The 18,019-nt window shown below is 56.2% G+C and carries 17 protein-coding genes and 1 pseudogene; 15 read left to right on the forward strand and 3 right to left on the reverse strand.

What is annotated here, in order from left to right:
* From JFU11_RS24495 to JFU11_RS24505, 3 genes are all read left to right on the forward strand, one after another.
* Window positions 1-2,067: beta-ketoacyl reductase (locus tag JFU11_RS24495; protein ID WP_201062357.1), on the forward strand; the 2,067-nt coding region annotated here is incomplete at its 5' end.
* A 145-nt stretch (window positions 2,068-2,212) separates the two neighbouring features.
* A complete protein-coding gene (locus tag JFU11_RS24500; protein ID WP_201062358.1) occupies window positions 2,213-3,517 on the forward strand; it encodes an MFS transporter in 1,305 nt (434 codons plus the stop codon).
* A gap of 101 nt (window positions 3,518-3,618) precedes the next feature.
* On the forward strand, window positions 3,619-4,431 hold the full coding sequence (locus JFU11_RS24505) for a thioesterase (protein ID WP_201062359.1): 813 nt from the start codon (window positions 3,619-3,621) through the stop codon (window positions 4,429-4,431).
* Window positions 4,432-4,598: 167 nt separating this feature from the next.
* Here the strand turns inward: JFU11_RS24505 and JFU11_RS24510 are convergent, their stop codons facing one another.
* Window positions 4,599-5,099, reverse strand: a complete 501-nt coding sequence (locus tag JFU11_RS24510; RefSeq protein WP_201062360.1) for a signal peptidase II — start codon at window positions 5,097-5,099, stop codon at window positions 4,599-4,601.
* 883 nt (window positions 5,100-5,982) lie between these two features.
* Between JFU11_RS24510 and JFU11_RS24515 the strand changes: the two are divergent.
* A pseudogene (locus tag JFU11_RS24515) lies at window positions 5,983-6,099 on the forward strand (type II toxin-antitoxin system RelE/ParE family toxin); the annotation flags it as partial.
* A 333-nt stretch (window positions 6,100-6,432) separates the two neighbouring features.
* Here the strand turns inward: JFU11_RS24515 and JFU11_RS24520 are convergent.
* Window positions 6,433-6,732, reverse strand: coding sequence for an Arm DNA-binding domain-containing protein (locus JFU11_RS24520; RefSeq protein ID WP_201062362.1), 300 nt, complete (start codon window positions 6,730-6,732; stop codon window positions 6,433-6,435).
* 773 nt (window positions 6,733-7,505) lie between these two features.
* On the opposite strand from JFU11_RS24520, the gene JFU11_RS24525 reads away from it, so the two are divergent.
* From JFU11_RS24525 to JFU11_RS24560, 8 genes are all read left to right on the forward strand, one after another.
* Window positions 7,506-8,096 (forward strand): amino acid synthesis family protein, encoded by a 591-nt coding sequence (locus JFU11_RS24525; protein ID WP_018927718.1) that lies wholly within the window; start codon window positions 7,506-7,508, stop codon window positions 8,094-8,096.
* A gap of 43 nt (window positions 8,097-8,139) precedes the next feature.
* Window positions 8,140-8,973 (forward strand): alpha/beta fold hydrolase, encoded by an 834-nt coding sequence (locus JFU11_RS24530; protein ID WP_018927717.1) that lies wholly within the window; start codon window positions 8,140-8,142, stop codon window positions 8,971-8,973.
* Window positions 8,970-10,451 carry an aldehyde dehydrogenase gene (locus JFU11_RS24535; protein WP_095129274.1) on the forward strand — a complete coding sequence of 494 codons (1,482 nt, stop codon included), beginning with the start codon at window positions 8,970-8,972 and terminating at the stop codon, window positions 10,449-10,451. Before JFU11_RS24530 ends, JFU11_RS24535 begins: the two co-directional genes overlap by 4 nt.
* Before the next feature lie 12 nt (window positions 10,452-10,463).
* Window positions 10,464-10,949: a flavin reductase family protein gene (locus JFU11_RS24540; protein WP_074877285.1), complete on the forward strand. Its 486-nt coding sequence runs from the start codon at window positions 10,464-10,466 to the stop codon at window positions 10,947-10,949.
* A 70-nt stretch (window positions 10,950-11,019) separates the two neighbouring features.
* A complete protein-coding gene (locus tag JFU11_RS24545; protein WP_201062364.1) occupies window positions 11,020-12,495 on the forward strand; it encodes an NAD-dependent succinate-semialdehyde dehydrogenase in 1,476 nt (491 codons plus the stop codon).
* On the forward strand, window positions 12,492-12,881 hold the full coding sequence (locus JFU11_RS24550) for a carboxymuconolactone decarboxylase family protein (RefSeq protein ID WP_008059553.1): 390 nt from the start codon (window positions 12,492-12,494) through the stop codon (window positions 12,879-12,881). The genes JFU11_RS24545 and JFU11_RS24550 overlap by 4 nt, the downstream gene beginning before the upstream one ends.
* 86 nt (window positions 12,882-12,967) lie before the next feature.
* Entirely contained in the window at window positions 12,968-13,720 is a 753-nt protein-coding gene (locus tag JFU11_RS24555; protein ID WP_095129270.1) for a GntR family transcriptional regulator, read from the forward strand.
* A gap of 2 nt (window positions 13,721-13,722) precedes the next feature.
* The gene (locus JFU11_RS24560; RefSeq protein WP_095129269.1) at window positions 13,723-14,286 is read left to right on the forward strand and encodes an NUDIX hydrolase; all 564 of its coding nucleotides are present in this window, start codon (window positions 13,723-13,725) and stop codon (window positions 14,284-14,286) included.
* 6 nt (window positions 14,287-14,292) lie between these two features.
* Here the strand turns inward: JFU11_RS24560 and JFU11_RS24565 are convergent, their stop codons facing one another.
* Window positions 14,293-14,586, reverse strand: coding sequence for a DUF1330 domain-containing protein (locus JFU11_RS24565; protein ID WP_201062367.1), 294 nt, complete (start codon window positions 14,584-14,586; stop codon window positions 14,293-14,295).
* Between the two features lie 71 nt (window positions 14,587-14,657).
* On the opposite strand from JFU11_RS24565, the gene ribBA reads away from it, so the two are divergent.
* From ribBA to JFU11_RS24580, 3 genes are all read left to right on the forward strand, one after another.
* Complete coding sequence (gene ribBA / locus JFU11_RS24570; RefSeq protein WP_201062369.1) at window positions 14,658-15,767, forward strand: bifunctional 3,4-dihydroxy-2-butanone-4-phosphate synthase/GTP cyclohydrolase II; 1,110 nt, start codon at window positions 14,658-14,660, stop codon at window positions 15,765-15,767.
* A 282-nt stretch (window positions 15,768-16,049) separates the two neighbouring features.
* Entirely contained in the window at window positions 16,050-17,075 is a 1,026-nt protein-coding gene (locus tag JFU11_RS24575) for an ABC transporter substrate-binding protein (protein WP_123722589.1), read from the forward strand.
* Window positions 17,072-18,016 (forward strand): ABC transporter permease, encoded by a 945-nt coding sequence (locus JFU11_RS24580; protein ID WP_201121397.1) that lies wholly within the window; start codon window positions 17,072-17,074, stop codon window positions 18,014-18,016. Before JFU11_RS24575 ends, JFU11_RS24580 begins: the two co-directional genes overlap by 4 nt.
* The last annotated feature ends 3 nt before the right edge of the window (window positions 18,017-18,019 follow it).

Here is an 18,019-nt window from a genome sequence, read left to right on the forward strand (position 1 = left end):
AGCAAAAAATACTTTAACTATCACCGTTCGGCACAGGTAGATGCCGTAAGCGCAGTTCAAAAGAACCAAGGTACCGAACCATTTATCACTCAACCTGAGATCAGCGATCTGACGTATCAGGTTGATTGGATAGCCCAGGACAAAGCAGCAGCTGATTCATCAACCCGCCCTCACAGCGCTCAGTCACATTGGGCAGTGTTCTTGGATGACAACCCGCTGAGTGAAGCCGTGCTTGGCAAAATCAAAGAACTTGACCCTGCCCCTCTTCTGCTGAGCCGTGACAATCAGCGGCACAACGATGACTCCCACACGCTGTACGTTGATACCAGTGATCTGGTGCAGACTCGCGCCATGCTGAAGGATCGGATCTCCAAGGATGGCAGAGCCATCAATGGCGTCATTTACTTATGGAATGAGGACCGCACCCGTCAAGATTCCGAGCATGAGGTCATCGAGCAAACCAGCAAACTGACACAAGACGCATTGTTTTCCATGCAGCTAGTACTCCATCTGCAGCCTGTGTTAACAGATGGCTTCAATATGATCACACGGGGCGCCTTCTCGATAACTTCATCCATTGACGCTGAGCCCAATACCACAGAACTGACGCAAGCTCCCCTCTCGGGCCTGATGAAAACGCTGAGTCATGAAGCCCCAGGCTTGCATCCAAGGCTAATCGACCTGCCTTGGCATCAGGACAAGAGCACAGCAGATGCCCGCGCAGACGCCCGTAACTTGCTAGACGAAATCATCTCTGATAGTTCAGGTGAGTTCCAGATCGCATTCAGAGAAAACAAACGTTATGTGCCGCGCTTGAACCACAAGGCGCTTGCCACAGGCACAACAATACAGATCGTGCCTGACGCCGCTTACCTGGTAACGGGCGGGCTTGGCGATATTGGCCTGAGGCTCTGCGAATGGTTGATTGCGCAAGGGGCCAGGCACTTGGTCTTGGTGAATAGGTCCGGCGTCACGACAGCACACCAGCACTCGACCGTTGCGCACTTGAGAAGCCTCGGCGCAACGCTGACACTTCACCGTGCCGATATCAGCTCTGATGAGGAAGTTGCCTGCATTATGGAAAATACCTTGCAGGGCGGGCTCCCACTAAAAGGGATCTTCCATTGCGCGGGCACATCAGGCGCCATGACAAAAATCAGTGATCTGCATTGGGCAGATCTCAAGCGTACGATGGAGCCCAAGGTCGATGCCACTTGGTCACTCTACAAAGCATCGAAAGCGTTGCCTTTGGATTTCTTCGTCTCTTTCTCCTCCATCTCAGCCGTATGGGGCGCCGCGGGACTCGGCGCGTATGCTTCTGCAAATATGTTCCTGGAGGCGTTTTCCATCTTCACCCGCAACAGAGTGATACCGGCTACTGCGGTGAACTGGGGGCCTTGGAGCCGGACAGGAATGGCCAACGCACCGGGCCTGAGCGCATCCCTTGAAACCTCCGGGATCAAGCCTCTCGCCCCCGATACGTGCCTGAACATGCTGAGCTCACTCTTGGCGTCAAAGCACCGGCCGATCACAGTGACCGACACATCCTGGTCACAGTTCAGGAAAGTCATCGATGTATTCGGCATTGGTCGGATGTTTGAGCACCTTCAACCTGCGGCGCCAACGGCAGTCTCAGTGGAAGCCTCCAGCCCCCCCCGTATCCACCCTGCAGGGACCATAGCACCAGCGGATATTGAGCAATACCTCAAAGATGAGGTCGGAAAGCTGCTTGACCTGCCCAATCGCAACACAATAAATCGGCGTACAGGCTTTTTCGATCTAGGCATGGACTCTGTCCTCGCCGCAGAATTGCTGACGAGAATCAAGCGTGCTTTCAACATTGACTTGCCATCGACGGCCATCTTTGAAAATCCAACTATTCAAGCATTAACCGACCACATCGTTTCTTGCTTGCCAACACCCGCGAAACAGCCAGCTACCACGCTCACCGAGCCATGCGCCGTCAATACCAACCAAAGGGTGCAGCACTCGAGAACGGACATCGAGCAAATGTCAGAACAGGAGGCATTGGGCTTACTACAAGCAAGCCTGCGCAATTTGCAATAAATTTTCAATCAATGCCCTCCTAGAGTGCTGTCATAAAAACAGCACTCTAGGAGACGCTTAAGTTATTGACTATCCATAATGCGCATATATGGAACACGTACCGTTCAGCTGGGTGCTTCACGCCAGCCAGAAAACAAGGTGATGCATGGAACTCATGTTCGGGATTGGGCGAACTTTTCTTCTGCTATGGATAAGCCGGCTATTGGGCATATTTGCTTCGGTCATGACTGAATTTACATTTGCAGTTTGGATTTCTCAAGAAACAGGATCCGTGTGGCAATACTCCACACTCATTGCATTGGCAATACTACCGGGGGTCATTATCACCCCTTGGGCAGGAAAGCTGATTGATCGATACAACCGTAGAGCACTGACACTCATTGCTGACCTGATATCGCTGCTGGCAATGTGCTCCCTATTTATCCTGCTCAATACAAGGAATTTACAGGTAGAAACCCTTTACGCTGTGAATGCTGTACTTTCTATTTGCCAGGTATTCCAACTCATTCCCACGCACGCCTCAATCAGCATCATGGTACCCAGAGCGGCGTGGGGAAGAGCAAACGGTTTGATGCAAATGGCCTTCGGTTTTTCACGCTTGGTCGCCCCCTGGCTTGCAGGTTTTTTATTAAGCCAAAATGGGATACATACTATATTGCTACTAGTTCTGAGCGCAGCGTCTGTTGGAGTCTGCTTGATGCTGACAATTAACATCCCGCCTCAGGACAAACTCTCCTCACCCAAAGAAGAAACAAACCCCAACAAAGAGTTCACACATAAAAAAAAGCTTTCCTTTATAAGCGCAAATCCTGCACTCCGCGCGCTAATGACCTACTCATTGATCGAGAGTTTCGTGCTGGGCCTTGCAATAATGCTAGTCACACCGCTAACCCTTACACGCTACCCTGTAGACACCCTTGGCAGTGTGCTATTTTTTTGTGCACTAGGGATGATTTCAGCGGCGACAATAATGATTGCCCTACCTCTTCCAAAGAAATTGCTACCCATAATAATACTGTCTGACCTCTTGATTACTACCGCCCTCGTAGTAGCAGGTCTATTTACGGAGATAACTACATTATATGCATGCGGCTTCTCGTTCATGTTCTTCTCGATAATAAGCGCCAATTGCAACCTGACCATATGGCAACGCAAAACCGAAGCTCAAATCCAGGGCTCAGTCTTCGCCACTCGCCAGGCACTCTTGGTGAGTTCAGCTGCTGTGGCTACATTTATAGGAGGATATGTAGCAGATACATTATTTGAACCGGCAATGCAGCCCGGCGGTTACCTGGCAAACTCCATAGGTACCTTGACAGGCGTCGGCAAAGGTCATGGATTGGGACTCATGCTCGTTGTTGCCGGCCTGCTATTTGCTGTTTTCATCCTAGCATCTTATAGCAAAGCTGATTTCAGACGAATTGAAAACAACATTCCGGACACCCATTAGGCACTCCTATCAGTAGATAGCATTTTCTTATGGTGATTCATCATCTGCACAAGAGCATTTAGTCGATCTTAAACAGCAAAACACCCAAGATATTAATAGACGTGGACATTCCGAAAATCATGACAACGACACGTTCAACAAGCGACAATTGGATCAAATACTCCAATAATGCCGAGGGAGATGTCGTACTCTTCTGTTTCCCGTACTCAGGCGCCGGGGCACTAGCTTACAAAAGCTGGCGAGATAGCCTGTCTGACAATATAGGACTTGCCGCCATTCAACTACCTGGCAGAGAAACTCGCTTTTCAGAGCCTGCATACGAAGACCTTCAGCGGCTCATAAGTGACTTGGGGCATGCCATCACATCTCATTTGACTAAACCCTTTGCCTTTTTTGGCCACAGCTTTGGCTCCTTGATTGCCTTTGAACTGGCACTCTGGCTTAAGCGTAACAATCAGCCAACGCCGAACCAACTATTCCTCTCATCCTTTCGGGCTCCGCAACTGCCCGCCAATAAACCACACTCTCACGACCTTCCACGCCATGAGCTTATCGAAAAGCTCCAGTCTTATAATGGAACTGATGCCTCAATATTAAGAAACGAAGAAATCATTGATCTCTTCCTTCCTGCCTTAAGAGCCGACCTGAAAATTTGCGAGTGCTATCAGTCGCCCTCGTCGCCCGCTGTCGAAGTCCCCATTACAATCTACTTTGGAGAAAAAGACGAGCTTGTCCGGTCAGAATCACTCAGCGACTGGAGGCGGTGCACCACGCACTCGATCGAGTTCAAAAATTTCGAGGGGGATCACTTTTACCTGAACACTGAGGAGCGCGGAAAACTGATCGATCACCTTACATCAAAGATGATAGGAAAATCTGACACAACCATGGACAAGATGTCTAGCAAGGTTTAAACAACACCAGTCAGCACCAGAATACTAATAAAATGTTAGCCTGGTATCTGACTGGCAGTTGACTCTTGAATAATCAGCAGGCGGTCGGCAATCCGGAATCTAAAACGTAAAACTTGAAACACATGCATTTCAAGTTACCGATTTAGACCGATCTCGCCCAGACCAACTTAGCTCACCCGAGTTTTTGCAAATGCATCCAACAGTAATAAAATGGCTCCCCCTGTAATTGCAACATCTGCAAGATTGAAAACTCCAGTATGGATTGACCCCAGATTCAGAATCAGATAATCGACCACATGCCCTTCTCGGAAAACCCTGTCAATTAGATTTGACGCCCCACCTAGCGCAATAGCGTATATGGGGATTGCACTTTTTATCGAGGAAGTCCAACGTAAAAGCGCCCAATATATTGCCCAAGCCACAAAAACAAGAACACCGATAATAAAAACTGCCTGTTTTACCTGAGTGGGCAGTCTAGCCCCCAAACTCAGAAACGCGCCAGGATTCAAACTGAGCTCAAATGCCAACCCTAGCGATTCACCGCCAACTTTAAAATAACTGGCGTGTAGAGCAATAAGTGCCAGCACCTTCACCCATTGATCCAGTGCAATGAAAGCAAGACCTGCCACAACAGCAAATGCTCGCCCCCTTAAAACCCCTTGCTTCATGCCCTTAACTCCCTGCCTCAAAAATGCCTTTGCCCAAGAACGGAGACCGAGTCTCATCCCTACTTACAAAAAAAGCGCACCAAAGTGCCTGATTACCCCACAAAAATACCTTATCACAATCTCTCCGTTTCTGGCCATCAAAACAAGCAATAATGACTCTCCGAGCAAGTTAGCGCAGTCCCTAGAAGCTGCGCTGAAATAGTCCTTTCCTGCCACCTTTAGCAAGTAGTCAGATGAGCCTTCCCGATTTCAAATACACCGGCAAGCACAAGCAAACCCGCCATACTGTTAAATTCTAAGATGAGGCATACCAAAAAACCATCCCGCTCGCTCACAACGCCCCTCACTCTTCCTACTAGATGATGCCGAGATCGGGAGCATTGAAATAGATGAGACTTTTCGGCATTAGAAAATGAAGAAAATTATTCTTGTCACGGGCTCACTAACACTTATTAGTCTAGGCGAAATACTACCGATCTATCACGGTACTTATGATTAAAAACTACCTGACTGGCGATTAAAAGCACTGTAAATATCTATTAATCCCACGGATTTTATATGCACTTCCGGGACAAGTCAGACTTTTTCTTATGGGCTAGGACATTAAGGCAATGGTAAGTATTCTGGTGCTAACTGAGTATCCCCAACAGTAATGTCCTGCTTACAACGCAAAATAGTAAAGACAGCCGATGGGTACCGTGGAATTGGGTATTGCTGATGGTGCGAAAGGCTTCTCTAAAACTGCTTTATTTCCGGCTTCGGACAGCACCCGGGATGATCGCTGGGCGTCGTCAGAATACTTGGAGTTGTATCAGCGCATCGTATGAGGAGGCTTGAAGGATATAAAGACGAGCTATGGATGGTGCTGGACGAAAAGAAAATAACGGTCAAAAGCCCGCGCCATATTGTGTTTTATCGTGCGGCAAACGATGACGTGATCGAGGTCGTCTGGCTCTTTCATGATGCCATGAAGGTCCAGCTGCACCTGCCCGAAGACTGATCACAGGAATAGCCCAACGGGTTAACTGGCCAGGAAAAGCGAACGGGAGGTACCCCCCACCCGACATCTCAACCTGAGCGCCCAGCGCTGTCACCCGGTTCGCCGACCAATTGAAACGGGAGACTGTGGCACCGTCACGATATCGAGGTCAGCGACCAGATTGCTCTCGAGGTTCACTTCCATGATGGAGTACCGGAAAAGTTGATTTAACCAGGCTCGTCACTTCTCCGCCGTTGTGAACGCTCCACGACGTTCAATCTTGCGCACCACCTCCAGTACATCCATCCTCAGACTCAACGCCTTTAAATCACGTCAACGCTGAAAGACCGCTTCTTAGGCGTTTTCCGAGGCCAGGCGCCTAGCATTACGCTCCAGCTGCCGATGGACACGCGGATCGATGCCCCTGGCGACCAGCGCCCTCGCAACATCACGCAGAGCACGAGCATCTCGTAAGCTAATTTCAGGATAGGTACCGAGAGAAATACGGGGTTGCTTATCCGCCCAGGAAAAGCGGAAGTGCCAGCACTTGGCGCCTTTCGTATTCACGAAAAGGGCGAGGCCGTTGTAGTCAGGGAGGGTGTAGTCCTTGGCACGGGGTTTGGCGTGTCGGACCGAGGTATCGGTGAGAGCCATCGTACAATCTCCGCCTCGTTTAAATAGAGGAAATTTGTACGGTTTCCAGAGAGGCGAGTCCCACGAAAAAGTGATCTACCAAGCGCCGGATTAATGTACTAAAAAATGTACTAAAAAATCGTGGCTGCTAGTGGTTTAAAGAAGAACTTACTGGAACGAAAAAAGAGGCCTAAGCCTCTTTTTTGGGTTTCTACATACTTCAATGGAAGCCTATAGAAAAATAATTGGAGCGGGAAACGAGACTCGCATCTAGCGTCCGACCCATTGAAATCTAAGAGGTTTCTTTTATTCCTGAGGCAGGAATGGACTTGATTCTGGACTTGTTTTCAGACCGTATCAAGAGCAAAAAAAATGGAGTAATTCCAAGCAACGCTACTGGATTCTACCTATAGACAATTGACGATTTTGGCGGCTACAAAGCCAGCTTTCACTCGGCGTCATCGAGATTGGCTGCATGGCTCGCAAGTTCTTCGACCTGTAATCTAAATAGCCGCTATGCGGCAAGCTCGACGTAGCTAGATTCCCCTCCTCCAGTTGCGCCCGACAACCAACCCCATACGAAGGTCAGAGTGGCGCGTCCAGCGTGATCAACGCCTACCTTGCCACGAATAGAACCAATCCTGCTGCAAGCGATGAACTCCGAGCAACCATCGCAGTAGCCATCCCCCCCTTTTATCGCCTTCCGACCAGAAACCCGTTTCAGGGACTTGTGCTTCAGGTATTATGGTATACCATCAGACGCACAGACACTCTTACCCTACACGGAGCAGCTCATGAGTTTCGAAATCCGCAAGATCGTCAGCTACGTCGAAGAAACCTTTATCGAAGGCGGCAAGGCTGCCGACAAGCCCGTGACCATGGTCGGGCTGGCCGTCGTGATGAAAAACCCTTGGCTGGGTCGCGGCTTTGTCGAAGACCTGAAGCCGGAAATTCGCGCCAACTGCTCCGACCTCGGTGCGCTGATGGTCGAGCGTCTGGTGGGCATCATCGGCGGCGCCGAGAAGATCGAGGCTTATGGCAAGGCCGCCGTAGTGGGTGCCGACGGTGAAATCGAACACGCCTCCGCCGTCATCCATACCCTGCGCTTCGGCAACCATTACCGCGAAGCGGTGAAAGCCAAGAGCTACCTCAGCTTCACCAACAAGCGCGGCGGCCCAGGCACCTCGATCCAGATCCCGATGATGCACAAGGACGACGAAGGCCTGCGTTCGCACTACATCACCCTGGAAATGCAGATCGAAGATGCACCGCGTGCCGACGAAATCGTGGTGGTTCTGGGTTGCGCCGATGGCGGCCGCCTGCACCCACGCATCGGCAACCGTTACATCGATCTCGAAGAGCTGGCCGCTGAAAACGCCCAGTAATCAAGGTCGATAAGAACAACAAAAAGGCATGCAGGAGCGCTCCATGATTCGGCTCACCGCTGAACGCACCCCGGCTGGCACCAGTTACCTGGCGACCGGCCAAGGCCAGCCCGTGGTTTTGATCCACGGCGTGGGCCTGAACAAAGAAATGTGGGGCGGCCAGGTCGTTGGCTTGGCCACGAAGTACCGTGTGATTGCCTACGACATGCTCGGCCACGGCGCCAGCCCGCGCCCGGAAAGCGGCACGCCTCTGCTGGGCTATGCCGACCAGTTGCTGGAACTGCTCGACCACCTGCAACTGCCTCAGGCAACCGTGATCGGCTTTTCCATGGGCGGGCTGGTGGCGCGGGCGTTTGCCTTGCATTACCCGCAACGCTTGCAAGGCCTGGTGGTGCTCAACAGCGTCTTCAACCGCAGCCCCGAGCAACGCGCCGGCGTCATCGCCCGCACCGCTCAGGCGGCCGAACATGGCCCTGACGCCAACGCCGAAGCGGCGCTGTCGCGCTGGTTCAGCCGCGAATACCAGGCGGCCAACCCGGCACAGATCGCCGCGCTGCGCCAGACCTTGGCGGGTAACGATCCACAGGGTTACCTGACCACTTATGAGTTGTTCGCGACCCAGGACATGTACCGCGCGGAGGATCTGGGGAGCATTCAGGTGCCGACACTGGTCGCCACCGGCGAACTGGATCCAGGCTCGACACCGGAAATGGCCCAGCAACTGGCCGAGCGAATTCCCGGCGCGACCGTTGCCGTGCTCGCCGAGCAGCGGCATATGATGCCCGTAGAATCGCCGCGCCTGGTCAATCAGCTGTTGCTGGAATTTCTCGACACGGCAAACGCCCGACAAAACCAAATAAAGGGGATCGTTGCATGACACTCGCACGCTTCCAGATGTGCATCGGCGGTGAATGGGTCGATGCCCTCTCCGGCAAGACCTTTGAAAGTTTGAACCCAGCCCTGGCTCAAGCCTGGGCTGAATTGCCCGATGCCGACGAAGCCGATGTCGAGCGCGCCGTGCAGGCTGCGCAGACGGCTTTCGACAGCCCGGCCTGGCGCGGCCTGACCGCCACCGCTCGGGGCAAACTGCTGCGGCGGCTGGGCGACCTGATCGCTGAAAACAAGGAACAACTGGCGCAGCTGGAAAGCCGTGACAACGGCAAGCTGATTCGCGAAACCCGCGGTCAGGTCGGCTACCTGCCGGAGTTCTTCCACTACACCGCGGGCCTGGCCGACAAGCTCGAAGGCGGCACCCTGCCCCTCGACAAGCCGGACCTGTTTGCCTACACGGTGCATGAAGCCATGGGCGTGGTCGCGGCGATCATTCCCTGGAACAGCCCGCTGTACCTGACGGCGATCAAACTGGCGCCGGCCCTCGCGGCAGGCAACACCATTGTGATCAAACCGTCCGAGCACGCCTCGGCAACCATTCTTGAGCTGGCTCGCCTGGCGCTGGAAGCCGGCATCCCGCCGGGCGTGGTCAACGTGGTCACCGGTTACGGCCCAAGCACCGGCGCCGCCCTCACCCGCCATCCGCTGGTGCGCAAGATCGCCTTCACCGGCGGCGCTGCCACGGCCCGGCATGTGGTGCGCAGCAGCGCCGAGAACTTCGCCAAGCTGTCGCTGGAACTGGGCGGCAAATCACCGAACATTATCTTTGCCGACGCTGACCTCGACAGCGCTATCAATGGTGCGATTGCCGGGATCTATGCGGCATCAGGCCAGAGCTGCGTTTCCGGCTCGCGGTTGTTGGTGCAGGACGAAATCTACGATGAGTTCGTCGATCGTCTGGTCGAACGCGCCAAGCGCATCCGCATCGGCAACCCGCAGGAAGACAGTAGCGAAATGGGCCCGATGGCCACTGCGCAACAACTGGCCGTGGTCGAAGGCTTGGTAGCCGATGCCGTGGCCGAGGGTGCGCGCCTGCGTCTGGGCGGCAAGCGTCCAGAGAATCTGGGGGATGGCTGGTTCTATGAGCCAACCCTGTTCGAATGCGACCGCAACTCGATGAAGATCATGCAGGAAGAGGTGTTCGGTCCGGTGGCCTCGGTCATCCGTTTCAAAGATGAAGCCGAAGCGCTGGCGATTGCCAACGACTCGCAGTTCGGCCTCGCCGCCGGCATCTGGACCCGCGACCTGGGGCGAGCCCATCGCCTGGCCCGGGACGTTCGCTCGGGGATTATCTGGGTCAACACCTACCGTGCTGTCTCGGCCATGGCGCCGATCGGCGGTTTCAAGAACAGCGGCTATGGACGCGAGAGCGGCATCGATTCGGTGCTGGCCTACACCGAGCTGAAAACGGTGTGGATCAACCTCTCTCAGGCACCCATGCCTGATCCCTTCGTGATGCGCTAGGAGACCGCCGACATGATCGAACCCGGCATTTACAAAGACGTCATGAGCTCGTTCCCTTCCGGGGTCACGGTAGTCACCACCCTGGACCCGGACGGTGGCATCGTCGGCATCACCGCCAGCGCCTTCAGTGCGCTGTCGATTGATCCGGCACTGGTACTGTTCTGCCCCAACTATGCCTCGGACACGTACCCGATTCTGCGTGACAGCAAGCAATTCGCGATTCATCTGCTGTCCGCCGACCAGACTGCCGAAGCCTATGCGTTTGCAGGGAAAGGCAAGGACAAGGCCAAAGGCATCGACTGGCACCTCAGTGAGTTGGGCAACCCGTTGCTGCGCAAAGCCACGGCGATCATCGAGTGCGAACTGTGGCGTGAATACGACGGCGGCGATCACGCGATCATCGTCGGCGCGGTGAAGAACCTGATTCTGCCCGAGCAACCGGTCACACCAATGATCTATCACAAAGGCAAGCTGGGCCCGCTGCCCACCCTGGCCTGACGTCTACATTTGGGCTGCGTCTAACCACCCCCCGGTGCGGCCCTTTTTTACTTCTACTATGGGAGCCGGCATGAGCCCAGCAGCCTTGCAACTGTTCCGCCAGCAGGCCTACATCGACGGCCAGTGGCTGGATGCGCCCGATGGCGTCTGTCAGGACATTTTCAACCCGGCCACCGGTGAACTGATCGGCCAGGTGCCGAACCTTGGCGCCGCAGAAGCTCGTCAGGTCATCGCCGCCGCCAACAAAGCCTGGCCGGCCTGGCGCGCACTGACCGCCAAAGAGCGCAGCCAGACGCTCAAACGCTGGCACGCGCTGATGCTAGAGCACGCCGACGCCCTGGCAGAAATCCTCACTCTGGAACAAGGCAAGCCACTGGCCGAGGCCGAGGGTGAAATCCTTTACGCCGCGAGTTTCATCGAGTGGTTCGCCGAAGAAGCCAAGCGCATCTACGGAGACACCATTCCCAGCCACAAAGGCGATGCGCGCATCGTGGTCAGTAAGGAACCGATCGGCGTGGTCGCGGCCATCACCCCATGGAACTTCCCGGCGGCGATGATCACCCGCAAGGCCGGCCCGGCGCTCGCGGCCGGTTGCCCATGCATCGTCAAACCGGCACCGGAGACGCCGTTCTCGGCGCTGGCCATGGCCGCGTTGGCGGAACAGGCAGGGATTCCACCGGGCATTTTCAACGTGATCACCGGCGACGCCGTGGCCATCGGCGGTGAGCTGACCGCCAGCCCTCTGGTGCGCAAACTGTCGTTCACCGGCTCCACCGCCATTGGAAAGTTGCTCATGGCGCAATGCGCGCCAACGTTGAAAAAAGTCTCGCTGGAGCTCGGGGGCAATGCGCCCTTCATCGTGTTCGACGATGCTGATCTGGAGCGTGCCGTAGAAGGTGCGCTGATCGCCAAGTTTCGCAATGCCGGGCAAACCTGTGTGTGTGCCAATCGCTTCCTGGTACAGAGCGGCATCCATGAAGCCTTTGTTGCGCGGCTGGCCGAGCGAGTGGCTCAACTGAATGTTGGCAGTGGTTTCGAGGCAGGCGTCACCCAAGGCCCGCTGATCAACGAACGCGCCGTGGCCAAAGTCGAAGACCATGTTCAGGACGCCCTCGCCCAAGGCGCCCGATTGCTTTGCGGCGGCGAACGCCATGCACTGGGACACGGCTTCTTCCAGCCAACCGTGCTGGCCGACGTGACCGGTGACATGAAAGTCGCTCAAGAAGAAACCTTCGGCCCGTTGGCCGCAGTGTTCCGCTTCGACACCGAAGCCGAGGCTGTGCACTTGGCCAACGACACCGAATTCGGCCTCGCAGCTTACTGCTACACCCGCGACCTGGGCCGGGCCTGGCGCATGAGCGAAGCGCTGGAATACGGCATGGTCGGGATCAACGAAGGGCTGATTTCCACCGAAGTCGCGCCCTTTGGCGGGATCAAATCCTCGGGACTTGGCCGCGAAGGGTCCAAGTACGGCATCGAAGATTACCTGGAACTCAAATACACCTTGATGGGCGGGCTCGACGATTTTGGGAGCACACAGCGATGAGCAATGAAAAATATGAAAAAGGCCTGAAAATCCGCACCCAGGTGTTGGGCGAAGCCTACGTAAACCGGTCCATCGAGAACGCCGACGACTTCACCCGGCCATTGCAGGAGATGGTCACCGAGTACTGCTGGGGCCACGTCTGGGGCCGTGAGGGTTTGTCGCTTAAAGAGCGCAGCATGATAAACTTGGCGATGATTTCGGCCCTCAATCGGCCGCACGAACTCAAGCTACATGTACGCGGCGCCTTGCGTAACGGGCTGAGTCGTGAACAAATACGCGAAATTCTGCTTCAGGTCGGTATTTATTGCGGTGTCCCCGCGGCCGTAGACAGTTTCCGGCTCGCCCGTGAAGCCTTCGCCGAAGCCGATGCCGAGGCCTCCAGTTAACCCTTGGCTGTTTTGATGACCTGAGCACGATGATCCTGGATCGAAGTGCTCTTTTTGCATGGACAGCCACACTCAGAGCGGACCCCATGAAACGCCTGCCACTCGACGACAGCTTCAAGGTCAATCGCAACCCCGTTACCCTGCGCGAAATCGTGCTGGATAAGCTGCGAAGCGCCATCATGAACTTCCAGCTCTTGCCGGGAGATCGTCTGGTCGAACGCGATCTGTGCGATCGCCTGGGCGTCAGCCGCACATCCGTACGCGAAGCCTTGCGCCACCTGGAATCCGAAGGCCTGGTGGAATTCGCCGACGCCAAGGGCCCACGGGTCGCGATCATCACCTTGGCCGATGCCGTGGATATCTATGAGCTGCGTTGTGTGCTCGAAGGCCTGATCGTCCAGCTGTTCACCCTGCGTGCCAAGGCCAAGGACATCAAGGCCCTGGAAAAAGCCCTCGAGGAAAACCGCAAGGCCCTCAAGGAAGGCGAACTGCAACAGGTGATCGATTCGGTTCAAGGTTTCTACGACGTCCTGCTCGAAGGCTCGGGCAATCATGTGGCGGCCACTCAACTGCGTCAGTTGCAGGCACGGATCAGTTACTTGCGGGCGACTTCGGTGTCCCAGGAGAATCGCCGTGGCGTGAGCAACCAGGAAATGGAACGCATGGTCGAAGCGATCAAGAGCGGCGATCCTCTGGCCGCCCACCAGGCTTGTGTCGACCACGTGCGCGCCGCCGCAACCGTCGCACTCGATTACCTCAAGCGCAAACAGGAAGAGACCGGAAAAATCCCCGAGATCACCCTGCCCATCGCGCTCAAAGAACCTCGCATAGGTCGCTAACCATGTTCAGCCCGAGCTTTTGTCCAAAGTGCGGCGGCGGTGACCTCGGTCACCAACTGCCACCGGGCGATACGCACGAGCGTCTGATGTGCCGTGGCTGCGGCTACATCCATTACATCAATCCGAAAATCATCGCCGGCTGCATCATCGAGCAGGACGGCAAGTACCTGCTGTGCCAACGCGCGATCCCGCCGCGTCCGGGCACCTGGACGCTGCCGGCGGGCTTCATGGAAGGCGGCGAGACCACCGAGCAGGCAGCGCTGCGCGAAGTCTGGGAAGAGAGCGGCGTGCGCGCGGAAATTCTCTCGCCCTACTCGATCTTCAGCGTGCCGAAGATCAGCGAGGTGTACATCATCTTCCGCGCCATCGCGCTGGAGATCACCGGCCAATACGGCCCGGAAACCCTGGACTACAAATTCTTCGCACCCGAGGACATTCCTTGGGACAGCATCTATTACCCGGCAATCCGGCAGATCCTCGAACGCTATATCGAGGAACGCCAAGCCGGGGTCTACGGCATCTACATCGGCAACGACGATACCGGCAAGATCCATTTCATCCGTTGACATCTCCTAGGGCGCCACGCCCTCGACAATGATCACCTCGGCCCGGGCTACGCCCGCGCGGTGCCGTTTTGCCTCTTGATATTGATCGCTGTGATAACAGGCCAGCGCCTGCTCGTAAGAATCGAACTCGATGACCACACTGCGTTGCGGCGTGGGCCGACCTTCCATCGCTTCGCTGCGCCCGCCCCGGGCCAGCATCCGCCCGCCATATAAAGCGAACGCCGCCGGGGCGCGTTGGGTGTATTGGCTGTATTGATCGGGGTCGGTGACATCCACGTGAGCAATCCAGTACGCCTTCATAGTGACCTCTTGGTTTATTTTGTATTATGGTATACCAATAAATATACCCACCAAACACTGAGAGTTCCAGCATGGCCTTCAACAGCATCGAAGAAATCATCGAAGATTACCGGCAAGGCAAGATGGTGCTGCTGGTCGATGACGAGGACCGGGAAAACGAAGGCGACCTGCTGATCGCCGCCGACCACTGCACCGCCGAGGCCATCAGCTTCATGGCTCGTGAAGCGCGCGGATTGATTTGCCTGACCCTGACCGACGAGCACTGCCAGCGCCTGGGTCTGGAGCAGATGGTGCCGAGCAATGGCAGTGTGTTCAGCACCGCGTTCACCGTATCCATCGAGGCCGCTGTGGGCGTGACCACCGGTATTTCCGCCGCCGATCGGGCGTGTACCGTTGCCGCCGCCGTAGCCGCCAATGCAGGTCCCACGGACATTGTGCAGCCCGGCCATATCTTCCCGCTACGCGCCAAGGAAGGCGGCGTGCTGACCCGTGCCGGCCACACCGAAGCCGGTTGCGACCTCGCTCGCCTGGCGGGTTTCACTCCCGCCTCGGTAATCGTCGAAGTGATGAACGACGACGGCACCATGGCCCGCCGCCCGGATCTGGAAGTGTTCGCCCGCAAACATGGAATCAAGATCGGCACCATCGCCGATCTGATCCATTACCGGCTCAACACCGAACACACCGTGGTGCGCATCGGCGAACGCGAATTGCCGACGGTGCATGGGACTTTCCGGTTGATCACCTTCGAGGACCGTATCGAAGGTGGCGTGCACATGGCGATGGTCATGGGTGACATTCGTCGGGAAGAACCCACCCTGGTGCGGGTACATGTGATCGATCCACTGCGCGATCTGGTCGGTGCGCAGTACAGCGGCCCGTCCAACTGGACGTTGTGGGCCGCGCTGCAACGGGTGGCTGAAGAAGGTCGCGGCGTGGTGGTCGTGCTGGCCAATCATGAGTCGTCGCAAGCGCTGCTGGAACGCGTGCCCCAACTCACTCAGCCGCCACGACAATTCAGCCGTTCGCAATCGCGCATCTATTCTGAAGTAGGGACCGGGGCGCAGATTCTGCAGGATCTCGGCGTGGGCAAGTTGCGTCATCTCGGCCCACCGCTGAAATACGCAGGCTTGACCGGTTACGACCTGGAAGTGGTCGAGAGCATCCCTTTCACCGAATAAGTCCGGGGCTGGCCCTTTACCCACGCAGGCCACTATTGGATGGCCTGACGGCAAAAAAACCGCTTTTGGCTGATAGCCGGTAAGGCAAAGTGCTTGCACAAAGTTTGGAATACCATAATATGATATTCCATAGACCGGACATTCCAACCATGGGCCCCCGACAGGGAAAGCACCAACAACAGCCCTTGGCACGGTCGCCTTTAGAGGCCAGATGGACCTACTGCTCCCGATAGGCGGGCATCAACAACCCGCTCACAAACACAACAAAATGAGGGCGTAAAAATGGTGTTGAACAAAGGTGTAACCGCAATGCTTTTTGCGGGTTTGTTGAGCATGACCAGCCAGGCGCTGATGGCGGCTGAAAGCGTCAACTTCGTCAGCTGGGGCGGCAGCACCCAGGATGCACAGAAGCAGGCCTGGGCCGATCCGTTCAGCAAGGCCAGCGGCATCACCGTGGTCCAGGATGGTCCTACCGACTACGGCAAACTCAAAGCCATGGTCGAAAGCGGCAACGTGCAATGGGACGTGGTCGACGTCGAGGCTGATTTCGCCTTGCGCGCGGCGGCTGAAGGCTTGCTCGAACCCCTCGATTTCTCGGTGATCCAGCGCGACAAAATCGACCCGCGCTTCGTCTCTGACCATGGCGTCGGCTCGTTCTACTTCTCCTTCGTCCTCGGTTACAACGAAGGCAAGCTCGGTGCCGGCAAACCTCAAGATTGGTCCGCGCTGTTCGACACCAAGACCTACCCTGGCAAACGCGCCCTCTACAAATGGCCAAGCCCCGGCGTGCTCGAACTGGCGCTGCTGGCCGACGGTGTACCCGCCGACAAGCTGTATCCGCTGGACCTGGATCGCGCCTTCAAGAAACTCGACACCATCAAGAAAGACATCGTCTGGTGGGGCGGCGGAGCGCAGTCGCAACAGTTGCTGGCCTCGGGTGAAGCGAGCCTCGGGCAGTTCTGGAACGGCCGCATCTATGCCCTGCAACAAGATGGCGCGCCGGTGGGCGTGAGCTGGAAACAGAACCTGGTCATGGCCGACATTCTGGTCATCCCTAAAGGCTCGAAAAACAAGGCCGCCGCCATGAAGTTTTTGGCCAACGCCAGCAGCGCCAAAGGACAAGCTGACTTCTCCAACCTGACCGCCTATGCGCCGGTCAACGTCGACAGCGTGGCGCGCCTGGATTCGGTGCTCGCCCCTAACCTGCCGACTGCCTACGCCAAGGATCAGATCACTCTTGATTTCGCGTACTGGGCCAAGAACGGTCCGGCCATCGCGACACGGTGGAACGAATGGCTGGTCAAATGAAAATGACGGCAACAGCGTCCCGTCAACCTACGCAGACCGGGAGCGCCGCTGGCGCTGCCGGGGCGGTTTCCGGCAAGGCGGCTGTGATGAACCAATCCCCTTCCCTGGCACAGCGCTGGCGCGGTTCAAGCAACCTGATCCCCGCCCTGCTGTTTCTCGGCCTGTTCTTTCTGGCGCCGTTGATTGGTCTGCTACTGCGGGGCGTACTGGAACCGGTACCGGGCCTGGGTAACTACGAACAACTGTTCGCCAACTCGGCTTACGCCCGAGTCTTGCTCAACACCTTCTCGGTGGCCGGGCTGGTGACCCTGTTCAGCCTGCTACTGGGCTTTCCTCTGGCCTGGGCGATCACGCTGGTGCCTCGTGGCTGGGGCCGCTGGGTCCTCAACATTGTGCTGCTGTCGATGTGGACCAGCCTGCTGGCGAGGACCTATTCCTGGCTGGTGCTGTTGCAGGCGTCCGGTGTAATCAACAAAGCGCTGATGGCAATGGGCATCATTGATCAGCCACTGGAAATGGTGCACAACCTGACCGGCGTGGTGATCGGCATGAGTTACATCATGATCCCGTTCATCGTGCTGCCGTTGCAGGCGACCATGCAGGCCATCGACCCGATGATTCTGCAGGCCGGTTCGATTTGCGGCGCCAGCCCCTGGACCAACTTCTTCCGGGTGTTCCTGCCGCTGTGCCGGCCGGGGCTGTTCTCCGGTGGCCTGATGGTATTTGTGATGTCCCTCGGTTACTACGTGACCCCGGCACTGCTGGGCGGCGCGCAGAACATGATGCTGCCCGAATTCATCATTCAGCAGGTGCAGTCGTTCCTCAATTGGGGACTGGCCAGCGCCGGTGCAGCGTTGCTGATCGTGATCACGCTGGTGTTGTTCTACTTCTACCTGAAGCTCCAGCCGGAATCCCCGGTTGGCGCCAGCAACTCGAGGTAAGCC

Source organism: Pseudomonas sp. TH37, from assembly GCF_016650735.1.
GTDB lineage: Bacteria > Pseudomonadota > Gammaproteobacteria > Pseudomonadales > Pseudomonadaceae > Aquipseudomonas > Aquipseudomonas farris.